General features: G+C 54.0%; 17 protein-coding genes. 13 read left to right on the forward strand and 4 right to left on the reverse strand.

Going from position 1 to position 17,963, the window contains the following annotated elements:
- Positions 1–104: 104 nt before the first annotated feature.
- Entirely contained in the window at positions 105–953 is an 849-nt protein-coding gene (gene asd, locus NSQ24_RS04380) for an archaetidylserine decarboxylase (protein ID WP_243014205.1), read from the forward strand.
- 142 nt (positions 954–1,095) lie between these two features.
- On the opposite strand, the gene NSQ24_RS04385 is transcribed toward asd, so the two are convergent.
- The gene (locus NSQ24_RS04385; protein WP_339167309.1) at positions 1,096–1,527 is read right to left on the reverse strand and encodes an SRPBCC family protein; all 432 of its coding nucleotides are present in this window, start codon (positions 1,525–1,527) and stop codon (positions 1,096–1,098) included.
- A gap of 661 nt (positions 1,528–2,188) precedes the next feature.
- Here NSQ24_RS04385 and gatC point away from each other — a divergent pair.
- The 3 genes from gatC to gatB are packed head-to-tail and all read left to right on the forward strand — an operon-like array spanning position 2,189 to position 5,429.
- Positions 2,189–2,479, forward strand: a complete 291-nt coding sequence (gene gatC / locus NSQ24_RS04390) for an Asp-tRNA(Asn)/Glu-tRNA(Gln) amidotransferase subunit GatC (protein WP_003389393.1) — start codon at positions 2,189–2,191, stop codon at positions 2,477–2,479.
- A 35-nt stretch (positions 2,480–2,514) separates the two neighbouring features.
- On the forward strand, positions 2,515–3,987 hold the full coding sequence (gene gatA / locus NSQ24_RS04395) for an Asp-tRNA(Asn)/Glu-tRNA(Gln) amidotransferase subunit GatA (RefSeq protein ID WP_024983566.1): 1,473 nt from the start codon (positions 2,515–2,517) through the stop codon (positions 3,985–3,987).
- A 5-nt stretch (positions 3,988–3,992) separates the two neighbouring features.
- Positions 3,993–5,429 carry an Asp-tRNA(Asn)/Glu-tRNA(Gln) amidotransferase subunit GatB gene (gene gatB, locus NSQ24_RS04400; protein WP_003389391.1) on the forward strand — a complete coding sequence of 479 codons (1,437 nt, stop codon included), beginning with the start codon at positions 3,993–3,995 and terminating at the stop codon, positions 5,427–5,429.
- Between the two features lie 223 nt (positions 5,430–5,652).
- Here gatB and NSQ24_RS04405 read toward each other — a convergent pair whose 3' ends face one another.
- The gene (locus NSQ24_RS04405) at positions 5,653–7,371 is read right to left on the reverse strand and encodes an RNA polymerase sigma factor (protein ID WP_251237520.1); all 1,719 of its coding nucleotides are present in this window, start codon (positions 7,369–7,371) and stop codon (positions 5,653–5,655) included.
- 215 nt (positions 7,372–7,586) lie between these two features.
- On the opposite strand from NSQ24_RS04405, the gene NSQ24_RS04410 reads away from it, so the two are divergent.
- The 5 genes from NSQ24_RS04410 (at position 7,587) to NSQ24_RS04430 (ending at position 11,796) form a co-directional block, all read left to right on the forward strand.
- On the forward strand, positions 7,587–8,270 hold the full coding sequence (locus NSQ24_RS04410; protein ID WP_003389388.1) for an MOSC domain-containing protein: 684 nt from the start codon (positions 7,587–7,589) through the stop codon (positions 8,268–8,270).
- 74 nt (positions 8,271–8,344) lie between these two features.
- The gene (locus tag NSQ24_RS04415; RefSeq protein ID WP_003389386.1) at positions 8,345–8,695 is read left to right on the forward strand and encodes a hypothetical protein; all 351 of its coding nucleotides are present in this window, start codon (positions 8,345–8,347) and stop codon (positions 8,693–8,695) included.
- 133 nt (positions 8,696–8,828) lie between these two features.
- Positions 8,829–9,557, forward strand: a complete 729-nt coding sequence (locus NSQ24_RS04420) for an ATP-binding cassette domain-containing protein (RefSeq protein WP_003389384.1) — start codon at positions 8,829–8,831, stop codon at positions 9,555–9,557.
- Entirely contained in the window at positions 9,557–10,738 is a 1,182-nt protein-coding gene (locus NSQ24_RS04425) for an ABC transporter permease (protein WP_003389382.1), read from the forward strand. Before NSQ24_RS04420 ends, NSQ24_RS04425 begins: the two co-directional genes overlap by 1 nt.
- A gap of 143 nt (positions 10,739–10,881) precedes the next feature.
- Positions 10,882–11,796: a DMT family transporter gene (locus tag NSQ24_RS04430; RefSeq protein ID WP_024983569.1), complete on the forward strand. Its 915-nt coding sequence runs from the start codon at positions 10,882–10,884 to the stop codon at positions 11,794–11,796.
- Positions 11,797–12,064: 268 nt separating this feature from the next.
- Here NSQ24_RS04430 and NSQ24_RS04435 read toward each other — a convergent pair whose 3' ends face one another.
- Together NSQ24_RS04435 and NSQ24_RS04440 are read right to left on the reverse strand one after the other, a co-directional pair.
- The gene (locus NSQ24_RS04435; protein WP_251255302.1) at positions 12,065–12,532 is read right to left on the reverse strand and encodes a helix-hairpin-helix domain-containing protein; all 468 of its coding nucleotides are present in this window, start codon (positions 12,530–12,532) and stop codon (positions 12,065–12,067) included.
- A 195-nt stretch (positions 12,533–12,727) separates the two neighbouring features.
- Positions 12,728–13,693, reverse strand: coding sequence for an ROK family glucokinase (locus NSQ24_RS04440; protein WP_024983571.1), 966 nt, complete (start codon positions 13,691–13,693; stop codon positions 12,728–12,730).
- A 142-nt stretch (positions 13,694–13,835) separates the two neighbouring features.
- On the opposite strand from NSQ24_RS04440, the gene NSQ24_RS04445 reads away from it, so the two are divergent.
- The 4 genes from NSQ24_RS04445 (at position 13,836) to NSQ24_RS04460 (ending at position 17,820) form a co-directional block, all read left to right on the forward strand.
- A complete protein-coding gene (locus NSQ24_RS04445; RefSeq protein ID WP_003389377.1) occupies positions 13,836–14,726 on the forward strand; it encodes a diacylglycerol kinase in 891 nt (296 codons plus the stop codon).
- A 403-nt stretch (positions 14,727–15,129) separates the two neighbouring features.
- Positions 15,130–16,515 carry a 23S rRNA (uracil(1939)-C(5))-methyltransferase RlmD gene (gene rlmD, locus NSQ24_RS04450; protein ID WP_339168011.1) on the forward strand — a complete coding sequence of 462 codons (1,386 nt, stop codon included), beginning with the start codon at positions 15,130–15,132 and terminating at the stop codon, positions 16,513–16,515.
- A gap of 63 nt (positions 16,516–16,578) precedes the next feature.
- Positions 16,579–17,088: a tetratricopeptide repeat protein gene (locus NSQ24_RS04455; protein ID WP_003389375.1), complete on the forward strand. Its 510-nt coding sequence runs from the start codon at positions 16,579–16,581 to the stop codon at positions 17,086–17,088.
- Between the two features lie 303 nt (positions 17,089–17,391).
- Positions 17,392–17,820, forward strand: coding sequence for a VOC family protein (locus tag NSQ24_RS04460; protein WP_003389374.1), 429 nt, complete (start codon positions 17,392–17,394; stop codon positions 17,818–17,820).
- Positions 17,821–17,963 lie beyond the last annotated feature (143 nt).

A 17,963-nucleotide genomic window follows, 5' to 3' on the forward strand; every position in this document is an offset into this window, starting at 1 on the left:
GGACAAGAAAATGATGAGGCCATAGTCGGAGTGGGCTTTACTGGCGGTACCCCGAGATGGTACAGTATGGATAGATTTTGAACGGAAAGAACAAGGGGATGCTTATGAACAAGAAAATCCTTCCCGGACTCATTCATCGGCTGCCGCAGAACGTCATGTCGCGGACCATGGGCAAAATTACCGCTTCGCGTTTCAGCCGGTTGGCGATCCGCCACTATATACGACATTACGATATCGACCCCTCGATCGTTGAAAAGCCGATACGTGAATACAGATCGTTAAAAGAATTTTTTGCGCGCAGGCTGAAGCCCGGAGTCCGGACGATTGCTCCTGGCGACGACGTAGTAGCCAGTCCCGTCGACGGTACGGTTTCACAGATGGGAGATATTCACGAAGGTACCTTGATCCAGGCAAAAGGAAAACAGTACAGTCTGGCTGATCTGCTCGGAGATACGCCGGAGGCGGCCAAGCGCTTTTACGGCGGCAAGTTTATTACCATTTATTTAAGCCCGCGCGATTACCATCGGATTCACATGCCGGTGGAAGGAGACCTCATCCGTTACACGTACGTGCCGGGCCGACTCTACCCAGTCAATCAGCTCGGCATTGAGCACGTCGACAAGCTGTTCGCCCGCAATGAGCGCCTCGTCACTCACGTCCAAACAAGCGAGCTGGGGCGAGTAGCCGTCGTCAAGGTCGGCGCCCTTTTTGTCGGCAGCGTCAAGGTCATGTACAACAAAGCGACGACCAACGTCAAACGCGGCTGCAAAACCAGCGAGGACATCCCCGGAACCCCACACTACCAAAAGGGAGACGAGCTCGGCTGGTTCGAATTCGGCTCCACCGTCATCCTGCTGTTTGAATCCAGACAACTGGAATGGGCCGACGACGTAAAGATCGGCAGCCCGGTTCTCATGGGCCAAAAGCTGGCACAACTGAAACCAAGCGAATAACCAGGCGTAAACGTTAACCGACAACCAGAGGGCCCAAGCAAGCAATTTGCGCTTGCAAAGGCCTTTTTGGTTCCACAAAATATGCAATGCAAAGCGCATGCCAATGATGGCATGCGCGCTTCTATGACTAAAACGTCCCTATTTACTTTTCGACCGACTCCGCATACTTTTTGAAATTGTCTAAAATCGCTTGCCAGCCGGCTTGCTGCATCTCGATTGTGTGGGTTTCTTCCGCATCGAACGATTCGATGATTAACGTGTCGTTACCTTGGCGAATAAAGGAGATCTGCACTTTTCTGCCGTCGGCGATCGTATAGGCTATACGCTCATTTATGCTCACTTCGTCGTATACCCCGCTGAAATCAAATCCAATACTGCCGTCTTTCGCTTCCATTCTCGAAACAAACTTGCCGCCGACCTTTAGATCATTCTCGGCATATGGCGTGTGCCAGTCATCCGAAGCCGCATTCCATTGCGTGATATGCTTCGGGTCTGTCCAATACTCCCACACCAATTCCACGGGGGAATGAACGACCGCTTCTACTGTTATCGTTGCCGGATTCACATTTGCCATGAAAAAAGCCTCCTTTATATGGAAAGTGTAATAATGCCTTCCGTAATAGATGAAGAACAATCTGCCTACACCTACTATAACCGAAAGCCGCAAACGAGATTTCTTTTCGATTGCTATTCTGAAAATCAGCCCGTAAGAAGGCAGGGACACTGAACGATCCGCAGGCAGCTTTGCTTGGGTTGTCTGAATGAATATCAGCGTACTGCGAGGCGGCAAACGGGTTGTAAGCAAACTGTTTTCCTTTACATTCCGCACGAGCCTCAACTATCCTGCAGTCACGTGTCAAAAATTTTAATATCTTCGGCTACTGGCCAGGCCGGTGATCCTTAACAAGGAGTATCGGCACGCAAATCATAATGTAACGTTGTTCGACTTCTAAAGGCTTTAGAGATTGTATCCGCTTTGAATATGCTTTCTTTCATCGAGATCGAATGAAACCAATCAGCTGTTTCATCTCCTGCACTATAGCTCGACCAACGTCACAACCGAAGCCCGATAACATCACGCAAAGAACCGGTCTACGCAAAACGTAAAACCCGACCAGCGTTATACGAAAAGCCCGACCCACATATCACCAAAGGAAGAAATCCCCCCGAAAATTGACTGCACCCGCTCTTTTCAAGTAAGATCAAAATTATGTGATAGATTCGGAGGTGGAACCATGAGTGCGATCAGCCGCAAGGAAGTAGAGCACGTAGCCAATCTCGCCCGCCTGAACCTTACAGAAGAAGAAGCGGAGCGGTATACCAAGGATTTGAACTCGATTCTGCAATTCGCAGCCAAGCTGAATGAGCTGGACACGTCAAACGTCGTCCCGACCAGTCATGCAACAGACGTGAAAAACGTCATGCGCGAAGATGTCAATCGTCCAAGCATTTCCAATGAAGAAGCGTTGAAAAACGCCCCAGAGCATGAGGAAGGCCAGTTTAAAGTACCGGCTGTGTTTGAATAGACGAAACGGTTATCACCTGAAGGGAGGACACCCACGTGTCGCTGTTTGACAAGCGATTGTCGGAAATACATAGCGCACTGCGCTCAAAGGAGCTGTCCGTTGCTGAACTGGTGCAAGCGTCCATCGCCAGCATCAAGGAGCACGACGGCGAAATCAAATCGGTCCTGCATGTGGACGAGGAAGGCGCTCTTTCCCAAGCAAAGGCATTGGACGAGCGTCTGGCAGGATCAGGCGAAGAGATGGGGCTGCTGTACGGTTTGCCTGTCGGTTTGAAAGACAACATCGTAACCCGCGGTCTGCGTACGACCTGCGCCAGCAAATTTTTGAGCAATTACGATCCGATCTACGATGCGACCGTCTCCAAGAAGCTGAAGGACGCCGATGCGCTGATCGTCGCCAAGCTGAACATGGACGAGTTTGCCATGGGCGGCTCCAATGAAAACTCCGGGTTTTACCCGACCAAAAACCCGTGGAATACCGAATACGTGCCAGGTGGCTCCAGCGGCGGCTCTGCAGCTGCGATGGCTTCCCGCCACTTCTTCTTTACGCTCGGCTCCGACACGGGCGGCTCGATCCGCCAGCCGGCAGCTTTTTGCGGAGTCGTCGGATTGAAGCCGACATACGGCCGCGTCTCCCGTTTTGGTCTGGTGGCGTTTGCCTCGTCGCTTGACCAGATCGGTCCGATCACGAAAAACGTGGAGGATTCCGCTTACGTATTGCAGGCGATTGCCGGACACGACGAGTACGACTCCACGTCCGCCAAGGTAGACGTTCCCGACTACCTGTCTGCTTTGACCGGCGATGTCAAAGGGCTGCGGATCGGCGTTCCGAAAGAGCTGATCGGCGAAGGAATCGACAGCGAGGTGCGCGATGCCGTGCTGGCCGCTTTGAAGCAGCTGGAGAGCATGGGCGCCACCTGGAGCGAGGTGTCGATGCCACATACGGAATACGCGGTACCGGCTTACTACCTGCTCTCGTCCTCGGAGGCATCCTCCAACCTGGCCCGTTTTGACGGGGTGCGCTACGGCGTACGTGCGGACAACGCCGAGAACCTGATTGAAATGTACAAGGAATCCCGCAGCCAAGGCTTCGGACCGGAAGTAAAACGCCGCATCATGCTCGGCACGTACGCGCTGTCGTCCGGCTACTACGATGCGTACTACAAAAAGGCACAGCAGGTACGTACGCTGATCATCCAGGATTTCAACGATGTCTTTGCCCATTACGACGTCATTTTGCATCCGACCACGCCGACCACGGCTTTCAAGATCGGCCAAAACGTCGACGATCCGGTGAAGATGTACCTGGAGGATATTTGCACCGTTCCGGTCAACCTGGCGGGCTTGCCAGCCATCAGCGTTCCGTGCGGATTTGCGCAAAACGGAATGCCGATCGGCATGCAGATCGTCGGGAAGGCGTTTGACGAATCCACGGTATTGCGCGTCGCTCATGCCTATGAGCAAACGGCTGGATTTTACCAGCGCAAGCCGGAATGGGTGAGGGGGTAAGAGTCATGAGCCAGTTTGAAACCGTCATCGGCCTTGAGGTTCACGCCGAGCTTTCGACGAATAGCAAAATCTTTTGCGGCTGCCCGACCGAGTTCGGCGCGCCGCCAAATACACATGTATGCCCGATCTGCCTCGGACATCCGGGCGTTTTGCCTGTGACCAACAGGCAGGCGGTGGAGTTCGCGATGAAGGCGGCGCTTGCGCTCAACTGCGAAATCTCCAGAGAGACAAAATTTGACCGGAAAAACTACTTTTATCCGGACTCGCCAAAAGCGTACCAGATCTCGCAGTACGACCAGCCGATCGGCTATAACGGCTGGATTGATATTGAGGTCAACGGGGTGACAAAGCGGATCGGCATTACCCGCCTCCATCTTGAGGAAGATGCGGGCAAGCTGACGCACAGCGATTTCGGCGGCGAATCCCTGGTCGACTTCAACCGTGTGGGCGTGCCGCTGATCGAGATCGTTTCCGAGCCGGACCTCCGCTCGCCTGAAGAGGCTCGCGCGTACCTGGAAAAGCTGAAAGCGATCATCCAGTACACCGAGGTATCCGATGTCCGAATGGAGCAAGGCTCGCTGCGCTGCGATGCCAACGTATCGATCCGTCCGGCAGGCCAAGCGGAGTTCGGTACCAAAACCGAGCTGAAGAACATGAACTCGTTCCGCAACGTACAGGTGGCATTGGAATATGAAGTCGAGCGGCAAAAAGAGGTGGTGACCTCCGGCGGAAAAATCGTGCAGGAGACACGCCGCTGGGACGAGGCCAACAAAAAAACGATAAGCATGCGGTCCAAGGAAGAAGCGCACGACTACCGCTATTTTCCGGACCCGGATCTGGTGCGGATGCAAATCTCCGAGGAGTGGATCGAGGCGGTCCGGGCTACGATTCCCGAGCTTCCTGACGCCCGCCAGGCCCGCTATGTCAACGAGTACGGCTTGCCGCAAAGCGATGCCGGCGTGATTACGATGTCCAAGGATACGGCCGACTTCTTCGACGAAACCGTCAAGACAGGGGCTGATCCTAAAGCGGCAGCCAACTGGCTGATGGTCGAGCTGCTCGGTTATTTGAATGCTGGCAACCTGACGTTGGCTGATGTAAAAATCACGCCGCACGGCTTGGGCGAAATGATCAAGCTGATCGAAAACGGCACGATCTCCTCCAAGATTGCCAAAACCGTTTTCAAGGAAATGGTCGAGACAGGCAAAGAGCCAAAGCAAATCGTCGAGGAAAAGGGTCTCGTCCAGATCAGCGACGAGGGCGCTCTGCTCGCCATCGTACAAGAAGTGGTGAACAACAACCCGCAAGCCGTGGCCGACTACAAGGCAGGAAACGACAAAGCAGTCGCTTTCTTCGTCGGACAGGTGATGAAGCAAACCCGCGGAAAAGCCAACCCGCCCATGGTGAACAAGCTGCTTGTAGAAGCACTGAAAAATATGTAGCAGAAGCAAAAAATCGCAACACGAAAGCCCGCTTTGCCAAAGATACGGCAATGCGGGCCTTCTTTCATTTGGGCCAACGGCCAAAGCTTTTGACTTGCGGCTAAAGCCTTTAACTTACGGCTAAATCCTTTAACTTGCAGCTAGAGCCATTTCGTATTTGATCTGCTGTGCAAATTTTTTTGCATATGCGTATGACTTGCTGCGTGGCTATCTGGCGTTCGCCTTACACCGAAAGCTTCTCTTGCATTTGCTCTAGCACAGCGACAGCCTGTTCCTCCAGCTTTTTGATCCTATCCAGCACCTGTACGGCTTCCCGGGACTCATCGGGATCATTGGGGTTGCCTCCGGTTGGAAACGGGAACCTATGGGCAAGAGTGGCGTATTCATCCGCGATTTGGGTGTAAAGCTCACCGGCGTCCTTTACTAGCGGGCGAATCTTGTCAAACTGGGCGTCGGTCCAGGTTTCCGCGATTTCCTTCCAGAAAAGCGAAGCGTGACGGCGAGCGTCTCCGACCACAGCGGTCGTGTAGGCGTTGCCGTTTGGCTCGATGCCTTTTTGCAGGTACGCTTCCCGCCAAGCATCGTAGGCGGCCAATCCGTGAGCGCAGGCAGGCCCGCTCGTCTCTTGACGATAGTGATGCAGGATCGTTCTGAGTGCGTTTGCCAGCATCGTCTTTTGGTCGATGTCCAACTGCTTGTCGATGGCCAGCACAAACAGTTCTTCAACCAGACCGCGTCCGAGATGGTCGTAGGCAATGGGCTTATCATGCCCGCAGTTGTCTCCCGCCTGAAATTGGCGGGTCTCGGTGTCATAGCCGTAGATCAGGCCGAATTCGGGTATGAACAAATCCCAGGAAAGCACGGCATGTCCCCGGTCGATGGCGTCGTGGATGAGCGAAAGAGCTACAGGCAATACCTCGGGAAGCTTTCTTTTTTCACGCGCCGCCGCCGTCAACAAGGATGGGTCCGCCTGATTGGCATTAGGACCGGGGGCCATTTGCGTATGCTGTTGAACGACTTTTACCTCAAAGCCGAGATTCCGCATTCCTTCCGACAGCACATTGTCAAAGTCGAACATGGTTGGTCCGGCAATGTGAATCTCGCCGGGAACGACATTGATCCGAAAAGCGTGCCCGGTAAGTCCCATCACCATGGGCAGGGAAAAGCGTTTTTCCGTGTATTCCGTCAGTCCATACATCGCTGCTGCAGCAGTCGTCCATACGCGCTGCGAGAATGCTTCGGGCTTTTTCAACGTGACCTTATTCATGAGTCCCTCATCCTTTCGATTGAGTACGTATTGGTCAACAGCGAGACGAATTTTTTCCCGCAAGAGCTTTTTCCGTGAGCGGGACAGAATCTGGTAGACATTGGCCTGCGACATGCCAAATACTCCGGCAATCTCCTGTGGGGAGAGATGGTCGAAGAAATGGGACTCGAAGATTCGCCGCTCCTTTGGATTCAAGCACCGGAGCATGTGCATGATCGTCTCCAGCAGCTCCCGACGCATCAAGGTCTCCTCTGGAGCAGCCGTTTGCTCGCGGAGCGACTGGGCATGCTGCCGGCCCAACCGGTAAAGGATGCTGTCGAGGCTTTGCCAGTCCGTTTCTCCCTCCTCCTCAGCAGGTGAATGCCAGGAAGAAAATACCTGCTCCTTGGCTTGAGGCGCCGCCTTCAGACGGGTGTATGCCTGATTGCGGACGATCCGGTGCAGCCAGGGCAAAAACCGGCGGCTGTCGACCAGTGTGCCGAGATGGAGGAACGCCCGGATGAGCGCATCCTGGACGATGTCCTCCGCCAAAAACGGCTCCTTTGTAAACGAGCGGGCATACCCGTACACCTTGGCCCGATGCCTTCTGACAAGCTCACCGAAGGCTTCCCTGTCCCCATTGCGGGCTTTTTCGACCAAAGCCGAATCTTCCTGTTCCTCCCGCGCCTCAATCATTTCGGATTGGAAAAGCTCCTTTTGCAAAACAAACACCTCGCAAGTAAGTTGACCTACGACATAGACTCCTCGAAAGAAGAGTTTCTGACAAAATGACTGCGTTCTATCAAAAATAATGAACAAAATCGTGCGTGTTTTGTCATTTACAGAAACTTTCAGTTCTGACATGATTGTATAGGAATTCATCACAGGATGAAACAGGGAGGTATGGCTCGATGAGTCATGGTCCAATCAAGCTTGTTTCGCTCAATGTAGGAAAGCCGGAGCGCTTTTTTTACCAAGGCAAAGAGGTTTTGACGGGAATGTTTAAACAGCCGGCAGCGGAGACACTCTTCCTCTCGGCTGTAAACCTGACGGGAGACGGACAGGCTGATCTCGTCCACCACGGCGGACCGGAAAAGGCGGTCTGTGTATACGCTCATGAGCATTATGCATACTGGGAGGAACGCTTGAACCGCAAGCTGCCATACGCCGCTTTCGGAGAAAATTTGACGGTTGCAGGCATGCTGGAAACGAACGTGTGCATCGGAGATACCTACCAGCTTGGCGAAGCGATTGTGCAAGTAACCCAGCCGCGACAGCCCTGTCACAAGCTGGCAAAGCGCTACGATTTGCCACAGCTGGCCTTGTGGGTCCAGGAGACGGGATATACCGGCTTTTATTTTCGTGTACTGCAAGAAGGAAACGTATCTCCGGCCAGCGAGATCACGTTGATCGAACGCCATCCGGCGGGCATCACCGTGGCGGAGGCAAACCATATCATGCATCGGGACAAGAATAACCGGGAAGCGGCCGAACGAATCCTGGCAGTGGCGGAGCTGTCCGAAAACTGGCGCAAGACCTTTCAAAAGCGCCTGAACGGCGACGAAACAGACCCGGCCAAGAGACTGTACGGGTGAGATTGTTTCGTTTGTAAGAATGGAAGTGCTCCCCTATAATGGAAAGTAGATTGCGTGGAGGAGGTTTCTAAAGCATGAAAATCCTGTCTGTGGCGGGAGAAAGCGTGCCGCCGAGCAAGGGCGGATCGCCTGCCGATACCTTTGAGCGTTCGATGGCCAGCTATGAAAAAGACGGCCAGCAAAAAAGCATAACAGTCACGTATGTGCGTTATTTTGAAAAAGTGTTGGCGGAAAAAGGCATCTACGACCAGGAAGCCGAAGGGGTGCCGGTCAACCGACTGGTGGCCATCCTCTATCTGGAGCACCACGGCGAGGCCAGGGAAAACCGCCATTACATCAATGATACAGAAGCGTTTTTGAAGCTGTTCTCCGGCTTCTCGCTAAGCAAATGGAAGGAGAAATACCCGGTTCTCTCCCTCGCTTAGGGAGGAGAAATGAAAGTGTTTGCAAGATTCTGATTTTGTTTGGATATGGGTAGACTATAAGAGCAGGATCTCCTCTTTCGGGAGCGAGATCTTTCTTTTTGAACCTTGACCAAAAAGGGCGGGAGGAATACAGGTGATCGAAGTAGACCGGGTAAGCAAGCGGTTTGGACACCTTACAGCGGTCGATGACGTCTCCTTTTTCGTGGAAAAGGGAGAAGTGTACGGGCTGCTCGGAGAAAACGGAGCGGGCAAAACGACGACGATGAGGATGATGGCTACCATCCTCCGACCGACGTCAGGTGATATCCGGATTCGCGGTTACTCAGTTCTGAGCGAGCCGGTGGAGGTCCGCCGCCGCATCGGGATATTGTTTGGCGGAGATGTGGGCCTTTACAGCAGGCTTACGGCTCGGGAAAACATTGCTTATTTTGGCAAGCTGTACGGCTTGGCCGACGATGCCCTCGAAAAGCGGGTCGAACAGTTGGGCGAAATGCTGCATATGAGCGAGTTTATGGATCGCCGGGTGGGCGGCTTTTCACGCGGGATGAGGCAAAAGGTAGCCATTGCCCGCACGCTGGTGCACGATCCGGATGTCATTTTGCTGGATGAGCCGACGACCGGCCTTGATGTGACTGCCGCCAACATGTTTCGCCGGATGGTGGCCCATTTGCAGGAGGAGGGCAAGACCATTCTGTTTTCCAGTCACAACATGGGGGAAATCGAGAGGCTGTGCAATCGGATCGCCATTATGCACAAGGGCAGGCTGAGCTATGCGGGGACGATTGACGCCCTCCGTGACCAGGTGAAGATGAATGATCTGGACGATATCTTCATGACCATGGTAGAAGGAGGGGGGCGGTAGTGGGAACGAACATCGTCTGGACCGTTTTCCGCAAAGAGCTGACCGATCTTCTTCGCGACCGCAAAACCTTGATTGGCACATTTGTCATACCCATGGTAGTTATTCCTTTTGTCTTTTTTTTATTGGGCACGTCTTACAACAACGTTGAAAAGGAAGCACGCTCCTACGTACCGATTTCGATCAGCGGTCAGTCTGTGCTTGTCGACTACCTGAAACAGACTCCTGGTGTGAAACTGTTGAACTCGCCGAATCCGGAAGCGGACTTGCAGCAGGGCAAGCTGCGGGCCATCATCTCCATCCCGGACGGCTTCGATCAGCAGGTAAAAGCGGGGAAGCCCGTAAAGCTGGCGGTCGCTTACGATTCCACCAACCAAAAATCAGTGTACGCCCGTTCCATCATTGAAGAAGCGGTAAAAAAATACAGCTCCGAGATTGTGGCCAAGCGGTTGCGCCAGGCGGGCTTGTCCGAGCAGGCGATCAAGCCGATCGAGACCGTATATGACAATACGGCGTCCAAGGACCGTCAGGCGGGCGGCATGCTGGCCGGGATCATCCCCTTGATGCTGGTGCTGTCGCTGGCCTCTGGCGGAATCGCTGCTGCTACAGACCTGGTGGCGGGAGAAAAGGAACGCGGGACACTCGAGGCGCTGTTGACTGCTCCCATCGCGGCGAATCAACTGCTGACAGCGAAGCTTCTCGCGGTCATGGTCATGAGCTGTATCAGCGCGACAGCATCGCTGCTTTCCCTCTCGTTTGTGTTTCGGATGGGCCCGCTGACCAAAGCGGAAGCGGCGTTTTCCTTCAGCTTTTTGGAGCCTGGCTCGCTCGTGGTTTTGGCGGGAACCATTCTCTTGCTGGCGGCGATGTTTGCCGGTCTGGAGCTGACTTTGAGCACGATAGCCAAATCGTTTAAAGAAGGACAGACCTATATGACTGGTGTGGTCGTTCTGGCCATGATCCCCTCCTACATGATGATGCCGCTCAATCCCGTGGACATCCCCGAGTGGTATTACGTACTTCCCGTTTTCAGCGGTGTTGCGTTGTGCAAAGAGGTCTTTTACGGAGCGATTGACCCTTGGCACGTGATCGTCGGATTAGGGACCTCGCTGTTGTATGTGGCTGGCATTCTGGCCTTGTCCGCCCGCCTCTTCCGCCGGGAGGGTGCAGTGATTAAAGGATAGGCAGGCTGTTCGGCCAACGCCGCTATGCAGTGCCCCAGCGTAGGCCGGGAGAGGTGAAACGCTCAGAAAGGCAAAATGACGGGCGACATCGCTCGGATATTTTTCACAAGCTGGATCAATACGCAGAAAGCTGGTGACAGAAAATGAACGCGCTCTATGCAGGAGTGCTCTACGTATTTGCGTCCGCAGCAGGATTTGGCGTCATGTCCATCTTTGCGATCTACGCCTACGAGGCAGGGGCGTCGGTGTCTACCCTGTTGTTCCTGCGCTTTTTGCTGGCGGCGCTGCTGTTTTTTGTCTGGATGGCGGTAAAGCGGGAGCCGCTCAGGATTAGCAGGCAGCAGGGATTGGCCCTGTTTTGCCTGGGAGGAGTCTTGTACACGCTGCAGTCACTGAGTTTTTTCTCGTCAGTGCAGTACATTCCGGCCTCTATGGCGGCCCTGCTTTTGTACACCTTTCCCGTCTATGTGGCGGTCTTGAACTATTTCGTCAATAAAGAAGCGCTGCGAAAGCAGACGATCGGTGCCATGGCTTTATCGCTTGCGGGACTTGTTCTGGTTCTCGGCCTTTCATTTGACGGCATTCAGCCGCTCGGAGTCGGACTGGCTCTGGCTGCGGCAGTACTGTACTCCGTCTACTTCATCGTCGGCAACCGCGTCGTGACAGGTCTTTCTCCATATGTAACGAGCGCCTATGTGTCGTTGTTTGCGGCCATCTCTACCTTTGGGCTGGCGCTCAAGGACGGGGAGCCGGCATTGGATTTCAGCGGTCAGGGGTGGCTCGCATTGGGGGGCATCGTTCTCTTTTCCACGATCCTCGCGATGGGCTGCCTGTTTCGCGGAATTCAGCTCATCGGCTCTACGCGGGCGTCCGTGCTCAGCACGCTTGAGCCCGTGGTGACAATCGGTTTTTCGGCACTGCTGTTCGGGGAGAGACTGGGGTGGCTGCAGATGCTGGGCGGGTTTGCGGTTCTCCTCGGAGCCGTTCTGATCGTGCGCAGCCAAAACAGGCAGGCAGGCCAGCAGACGGAGGAAGCAGATGCAAAACAGATTACGTGATTGGCTGGGGGATATTGGTTAGCTGGAGAAAAGGCCTTGTACGAATTTTGTTTAACAGATTTCCCCTGCTCCCTAGGAGTGGTATGGTCCGTTTATCGGTGTTTGCGAGGGGCTAGAGGTGGGCCAGAGGCAGTTTAAAGGTGTTTGCCGGGGCTAGGGGCTGGCCAGTTCGGTTTATCGGTGTTTGCCGAGGCTAGTGACGGGCCAGTTCGGTCTATCGGCGTTTGCCGGGGTTAGGGGCTGGCCGGGGCATTCAGTGTATCGGCATCTACCGGGGCTTGGGACGGTTCGGCGGATAGCCGTGCTGCTCCCGGTATGCTTTTCGCTCCCCGGTAAAATCCCACCACTGTTTATCGCTTCCGGGATTTTCCGCATGGTGGATGACACAGCGGAGCTGGTCCTCGACGCACGGATCGATCTGGCAGCCGTATTTGCCCTCCAAGGCGTCGATGAGGTCGGCGCCTTTTAGACCGTGCAGCTCGCTTAGGCTGTAGTAGCCGAGCAGCACCAAATCCTCGGCCAGTTTCGGGCCAATGGAGGGAACGGACTGGAAGGCGGCGAGAGCGATCAGCTCCCTTGCTCGTTCAAAAGAAGTGCCGAGCTGAGCCGACAAGTGCTCGGGATGCTGTGAACCGACCTCTGTCAGCAGCAGCTTGGCGCGGCGCAGTTGGGTTCGTTCTGCCTCGGTCAGCGGCAATTTTGGCGTTTTTGTTTTTGCTTGTGAACGGATCGGCATGGGAGAACTCTCCTTTTTTTCTATTCATCATTCATTGTTCATTATTCATTGTTAAGTGCCAAGTATCGCGGGCCAAACAACGACGGAGGCAAGAAAGAAGACAGTCGTAAAGGGAAGGACTAGCTTCCTATGTATGCAAAGGACGCCGGGAGAACAGAAGCCCTCGAAGCGTCCTTTTTTCGTTCCCGGGAACAGTTACGTACGGGAACGGATCAGCCAAGCCGCGCCAATCACACCGGCGTCATTGCCCAAGGTCGCGGGAAGAATCTCCGTCGCCTCCACGACATATGGGAACGGCACAAAGCGGCAGAACGACTCGCGAACGCGGGCAAAGAGAAAGTCGCCCGCAGCCGCAACCCCTCCGCCAATAATCAGCTTGGCCGGGTTCAGCAGAATCGCCAAATGGGACAATGCCAGCCCGAGATAAAGTCCCGCCCGGTCAACGATGGCAAGCGCCCCTTTATCTCCTGCCCTGGCGGCATCAAGAACGTCTTTAGCCTTGACCTCTCCGTTGCGGGAAAGCAGCTCGGCCAGATAAGGGCTTGTTCCGTTTTCAGCCGCTTCTCGTCCAGCGCGTATGAAAGCAGTAGCTGACGTGTAGGTCTCCAGACAGCCCGTTTTTCCGCAGTTGCAGAGCGGACCGCCCTCCGGTGCCATCGAGATGTGGCCGATCTCTCCGGCAATGCCGTTGATGCCTTCGACGATCTGGCCATTGCAAATGACGCCGCCGCCCACACCTGTTCCGAGCGTAATCATCACCAGGTCTTGAGCGCCTTGGCCGGAGCCTTGCCACATTTCGCCCAAAGTGGCGGTGTTGGCATCGTTCTCTACAGCTACCAGCAGTCCTGTACAGGCGGCCAATTTGTCGCGCAGTCGAACAGGGCTGCGCCAGTTCAGGTTGACCGCTTCCCGGACGATTCCGTTTTTTCCGTCTACAGTGCCAGGCACCCCGACGCCAATTCCTGCCACGTGCTCTCTATGCAACCCTTGGCCTTGCAGCAAATGATCCATCATATCGGCTACTTTTTGGACGATTCCGTCTTCGCCTTCTGCTACCGGCGTAGGCTCCTGTGTTTTGACCAGCATAATCCCGTCCATGTTCAGCAAAGCCATTTTGATTGCAGTGCCACCGATGTCGACGCCTACGATGACCGTATTCACATCAAGCTCCTCCATTCATACCCGAAGGTTATCTTTTCCTATCTTATCATGCCGCCAGCAGCATAGCGATTCCCAAAAATGGCTATACAGGATATGATGAGTAGAGAGAATACCAAGAGCGTGACAGGAAGAAGGGAATGCGTTGAAACGAGCCAGATTGATATACAATCCCAGCTCCGGGCGGGAAATCATTCGCCGCCGTCTTCCGGAGATACTGGATCTGCTGGAATCGGCTGGATATGAGACGTCGTGCCACGCGACAAAAGGAGAAGGCGATGCCACCGAGGAAGCTGCTCGTGCCGTTTCCCGCGGTTTTGACGTCATCATCGCTGCAGGCGGAGACGGTACCATTTACGAGGTCGTCAACGGCATGGCCGAGAAAAAGACTCGCCCTGCCCTCGGGATCATCCCGTGCGGCACCAGCAACGATCTCGCCCGAGCCCTCGGCATCCCCCGCTCTGTTGGCAGAGCATGCCGCATCATCGCTTCTGGAAAAAAGAAAAAAGTCGACATCGGACGGATCAATAACCGTTATTTTATCAATATTGCCGGCGGGGGATCATTGACCAACCTGACGTATGAAGTGCCGAGCAAGCTGAAAACCGTCATGGGCCAGCTCGCCTATTACGTCAAAGGGCTGGAAAAACTGCCTTTTCTGCACCCGATTCACGTGCGGCTGGAGACGAAAAATGAAGTCCTCATCGACGAAGAGATCATGGTCTTTTTGATCGCCAACAGCCATTCGTTCGGCGGCTTCGACCGCCTGGCGCCAAACGCCAATCTCAGCGACGGCAAGCTCGACCTCATCGTCGTGAAGAAAACGAACATCGCCGAGTTTATCCGTCTGGCGACGCAGGCTATGCGAGGGGAACACCTGAAAGACCCGTCCATCCTGTATTTTCAGACCGACTACCTGAAAGCGACCACGCCGGGAGGGCAAACGGTGCAGCTCAACATGGACGGCGAGCTCGGAGGACAGCTTCCTTGCGAGATCAAGGCGCTGCCGGGGCATTTGGAGTTGTTTGTGCCGTAGCGGAAATGTCAGGGAAGAAGAGAATATGAACAGTGAACAAGGAAAAGTGAATAGTGAACAGAGAAAAATGAACAGTGAACTAGCAATAATGAAGCAGTAACAGGCATGTGGGTCAAACGTGCAAAAATGACGGGGCGTCATGCAGCGAAATGGCGCCGCTTCCGTTTTCTAAAAGGAGAAAAGATTTGTGGCTAAGACAGCAAAGGATCAGCGTGGAAAACAGGCGGCAGCCAAGGCGAAACAGCCGAAGCAGCCAAGGCAAATAGAGCAGGGGAGGCTAAAGCAGCCGAAACAGCAAAGCGATGCGAAGCAGCAAAACCAGAGGAACCAGCACAATCCTGCAGAGCAACGAAATCAGGCAAAACAGCCAGCGCGGCCAAAGCAACCCAAGCAGCTAGCGGGATTGCCCGTGCAATTGGGGCAAATCGTAGACGTGGACATTACCGGATTGAGCCACGAAGGAGCCGGTGTCGGACGGGTGGAAGGGTACACCTTGTTTGTGCCGGGAGCACTGGTGGGAGAACGGGTTCGCGTCCAGGTCAATCACGTCAAAAAGAATTTCGGTTTTGCCGAGCTGCTGGAAGTGGTGGAGAAGAGTCCGAGCCGGGCTCTCCCGCCCTGTCCGGTGTACGACCGCTGCGGCGGATGTTCGCTGCAGCATCTCGCCTACGAGGAGCAGCTCGTCCATAAGCAGCAGATCGTCAAGGACAACCTGCGCCGCATCGGCGGCTTCTCCGTAGAAGGGGAGGGTGCTGTGACGGTTCATCCGACACTGGGTATGAGCGATCCGTGGAGATACCGCAACAAGGCACAGGTCCCGATCGGCGAGCAGAACGGGGCTTTGGTCGGCGGCTTTTACGCAGAGCGCTCCCATGAGATCATCGATATGGACGAGTGCATGATCCAGCATCCCGCCAACGACGAAGCGGTAGCAGCCGTTAAGAAGCTCGCAGCAAGGCTGCAGATCAAGCCATACGACGAAGTGAACCATACCGGACTTTTGCGTCACGTGGTCGTCAAGGTCGGCGCTCGCACAGGCGAGGTCATGGTCGTCCTGGTGACGACGGAGGAATTTATCCCGCAAAAGGAAAAGCTGGTCGCGTCCATCCGTGAGCAGCTTTCCGATGTGAAAAGCATCGTGCAAAACATCAACCCGGCCAGGACCAATGTCATTTTCGGGGACAAGACGGTTACGCTGTGGGGAAGCGAGGTCATCTACGACTATATCGGTCCGATCAAGTTCGCTATCTCTGCCCGCTCGTTTTATCAGGTGAATCCGGTGCAGACCGAGGTTTTGTACAACAAGACGCTGGAGTATGCCGGGGCTACGGGAACAGAGACCGTGATCGACGCCTACTGCGGGATCGGGACGATATCGCTCTTTCTGGCGCAGAAGTCCCGCCATGTGTACGGGGTGGAGATCGTGCCAGAGGCGATTGCCGACGCGAATCGCAATGCCGAGCTGAACGGGATTGAAAATGTGACGTTTGAGACCGGACCAGCCGAGGCTGTCATCCCGGCCTGGAAGGAGCAGGGCATCCGCCCGGATGTGATCGTGGTCGACCCGCCGCGCAAGGGCTGTGACGAGGCGCTGCTGACGACGATCCTGGAGATGAAGCCGGAGCGTGTAGTGTATGTGTCCTGCAATCCGTCGACGCTGGCGAGGGATTTGAAGGTGCTGGCGGAGTTGTATGAGGTGAAGGAAGTGCAGCCGGTGGATATGTTTCCGCATACGGGGCATGTGGAGTGTTGCTCGCTGTTAGTGCGGAGGGATATTGCTGTAAACTAAAAAATATATATTCCCCACTATAAAAAAGAGGCATTATGGGCTGAGCAGAACAGGAGGTAAACGATGACAAGAGATCGTTTAGCAGAAGCCATTCGCCTGCGGGAAGAAGGGCGGGCCAAGCAAGACCAGGTGATTCTGCAGGAAGCCAGAACACTTCTTTTAGAGTTGGCGGCAGCATACCCCGATGACGCGGAGATACTCTTTCAGACCGGAGTGGCGCATGACAACTCCGGGTTGGGGGCACAGGCCGTTCCGTACTATATACGTGCCCTTGAATTGGGACTCTCGGGACCGGACCTGGAGAGATGCTTGCTCGGTCTGGGCAGCACCTGCCGCTATTTGGGAAACTACGAGCAAGCGGAGGAGGTACTGCGACGAGGTGTGAAAGAGTTTCCGCATAACCGGGCGATCCAGGTTTTGTACGCGATGGTTCTGTACAATACGGAACGTTACAAGGAAGCAATGGAAATCGTTTTGACTAATTTGCTGGAGACCACAAATGATGAGAAACTTCAGTATTTCAAACGAGGACTATTATACTACTCAACGCATCTTGACGAAAGATCATCATGAATGAGCAACCAAGTTTAAACGTACTGTTAAGTTTGACGAGATACATTTCTAAACTCCACCATACGTATACATAAGGCAGCCAATTCGGCTGTGTTTTTTTTCGCAGTTCGTGGAGTTGATGAAGGGGCAGATCGGATGCTTCGTTCCACACGTAGTTTGCCTGGCAGGACGAGCAAGACAACGAAATTGTCGATGAAATTGCTGGGTGCAACAATACGAGACGATCCAGAAGTCAGAATTACTCATTTACATACATTCTGTATGTATGTATAATGAGCTTACCATACCGAGAGGGGTTTTATCATGAAAGTATCCAGCTTTTATCCCGTCGTTCTAACAGAGCAAGTTGCAACCACGGCCGCATTTTACATAGAACACTTTGGATTTGAGAAGGTCTTCGAGGCGGATTGGTATGTAAGCTTGAAAATGTCCGGCAATGACATCCCATTCGAGTTGGCAATTCTCGACGCAGCTCATCCGACCATTCCCGACGAGTATAGAAAGAAAGTAAAAGGGTTAATCCTTAACTTTGAAGTTGACGACGTTGATGCCGAATACGAACGTCTGATACGGGGAGCCAAGCTTCCCCTCGAGCTTGAGATCCGAAGCGAGGATTTTGGACAGCGGCATTTCATTACTTCCGACCCCAACGGAGTCTTGATCGATGTCATAACCGTCATTCCTCCGACAGGTGATTTCAACAGCCAATATGTCGAAGAAATCTGGAAATAAGGGGCCGCCAACATTGGGAGTGAGCAGGGAATGTTCACTGAAGGTTACTTCCTGATGCCTGTCGCCAATTTCGTGGAACCATATGGGGTGAGCATTTCCAGATTTCAATGGACGCCTTGTATGAAATTACAAAACGCCATACC

Source organism: Brevibacillus sp. FSL L8-0520 (assembly GCF_037963895.1).
In the GTDB taxonomy this organism is placed as follows: domain Bacteria; phylum Bacillota; class Bacilli; order Brevibacillales; family Brevibacillaceae; genus Brevibacillus; species Brevibacillus borstelensis.